The organism is Levilactobacillus bambusae (assembly GCF_003124125.1).
In the GTDB taxonomy this organism is placed as follows: domain Bacteria; phylum Bacillota; class Bacilli; order Lactobacillales; family Lactobacillaceae; genus Levilactobacillus; species Levilactobacillus bambusae.
In genome coordinates this window covers 1-1,754 of the sequence record NZ_QCXQ01000031.1, presented here as the reverse complement: position 1 = coordinate 1,754, position 1,754 = coordinate 1, and the positions used below count along the sequence as shown (strand labels likewise).

Genomic DNA, 1,754 nt, shown 5'->3' with positions numbered 1-1,754 from the left:
CCTTTTTTAATTCAAACAAAGGAGAGAAAAGCATGATAAACGAAGAAATAAGCAAGGAAGCAGGTCAAGCAGCACAAACCATAATATCATACACAATAAAGGCAACAAAAGAATCAATCAATTTAGAAAAAGAAATAAGAAAAAAGATGAATGAAACTTTAGAAAAAGCAAATGGAAACTTAAAAAGTCTTATGGGCGATGAAATGAAAATAAAAGACCTCTACAAGAAAGGACAACTAGAAAATATAAGCATAGATCAAATCGACCTCAAAGACTTAAAAAAAGAACTAAACAAACTTGGAGTAAGTTTCTCAGTAATGAAAAACAAAGAAAGCAAAAACTATGAAATATTCTTCCAAGCCAAAGACATAAAAGTAATGGAATATGCCTTTAAGCAAGTCATAGCCAAGGAAAATAAAAAAGAAAAAGAAAGTATCCTAAAACAAATAAAGAAATACAAAGACCTATCCAAAAACAAAGATAAGACAAAAGAAAAAGGAAAAAGGAAAGTAAAAGAAAAAGAAAAAGTAAAACCAAACAAAAAAGATATGACCAGAGAAATCTAAAGGGAGTAACGAAAAGTTACACCCTTAAATAACCATAATAACAAGACTTCCGAAAAACAGAAGTCCAGAATTCCGAAAATCGGAAATCAAGAATTTCGATTATCGAAAATCAAGAAAGGAGCAGATATGGCAACAAACAAAAGATACTATTGGATAAAATTAAAAGAAGAATTTTTCACAGACAAAAGGATAAAAAGGTTAAGGAGAATATCTGGAGGAGATACCTATACGATAATCTACCTAAAACTTCTACTACTAAGCCTAAAAGATGAGGGCAAACTCTATTATGACGGAGTAGAAAGTGATTTTATAAAGGAGTTAGCACTAACCATAGATGAAACAGACGATGATGTAATGGTAACAGTAAATTATTTAATCAATCAAGGCTTATTAGAAGTTGTAACAGAAAATGATGAATACTACCTAACTGAAATACCAAACTTAATCGGATCAGAAACAGCCTGGGCAGAGAAAAAAAGAAGATACAGACAAAATAAACAGAGGACATTGTCCTTAATGAGTCCAACCCATGTCCGACAAGAGATAGATATAGAGAAAGATATAGAGATAGATAAAGAGAGAGAGATAGATAAAAAGTCCACCCCCATTTTTTATGGAGAATTCAAAAATGTAAGGTTAAGCAAAGAAGAATATAAAAATCTAAAAGAAAAATTAAACTCACACACAGATATAATGATAAATAAACTATCCAGATACATGGAAAGCAGTGGTAAGACCTATCAAAACCACTATGTGACAATCTTAAAATGGTATGAAGAAGATAAAGACAAACTAAGACAGAAAGGTTTAAATAAAAAAATGAATTATGATGTAGGAGAATCTTTATAGATAAAAAGAGGTGGAAAGGCACTATTAAAGACTTTAAGTCTAAAAAGGTATCAAAGTATGCCAGAGATAAAAAAATATAAATATGACACTTTAAAGGCGATTAGAAAATTAAAGAAATGCTAGAAGACTTTTAGATGACAGTTACCAAGAGGATCTAATTTTCACTGCTACTTATGCAGTGGGAATTGGACCTTTTTATATAAGCAAATTCTATTTCAAAATTGGTTACCAAGAAAGACTTCTTTTCACTGTTAAGTATAATAGGGTAATTTATAGAATTTTGTTACATCAAGATAAATATTTTCTGATGGTCAAATTTTAAAAAGATTAATAACTCTC

At 29.9% G+C, this 1,754-nt stretch carries 2 protein-coding genes; both read left to right on the top strand.

From position 1 onward, the window contains the following. The first annotated feature begins 32 nt into the window (after positions 1-32). Positions 33-566 (top strand): PcfB family protein, encoded by a 534-nt coding sequence (locus DCM90_RS09785; protein WP_000606577.1) that lies wholly within the window; start codon positions 33-35, stop codon positions 564-566. A gap of 126 nt (positions 567-692) precedes the next feature. After that, positions 693-1,415: a phage replisome organizer N-terminal domain-containing protein gene (locus tag DCM90_RS09780; RefSeq protein ID WP_000224680.1), complete on the top strand. Its 723-nt coding sequence runs from the start codon at positions 693-695 to the stop codon at positions 1,413-1,415. The last annotated feature ends 339 nt before the right edge of the window (positions 1,416-1,754 follow it).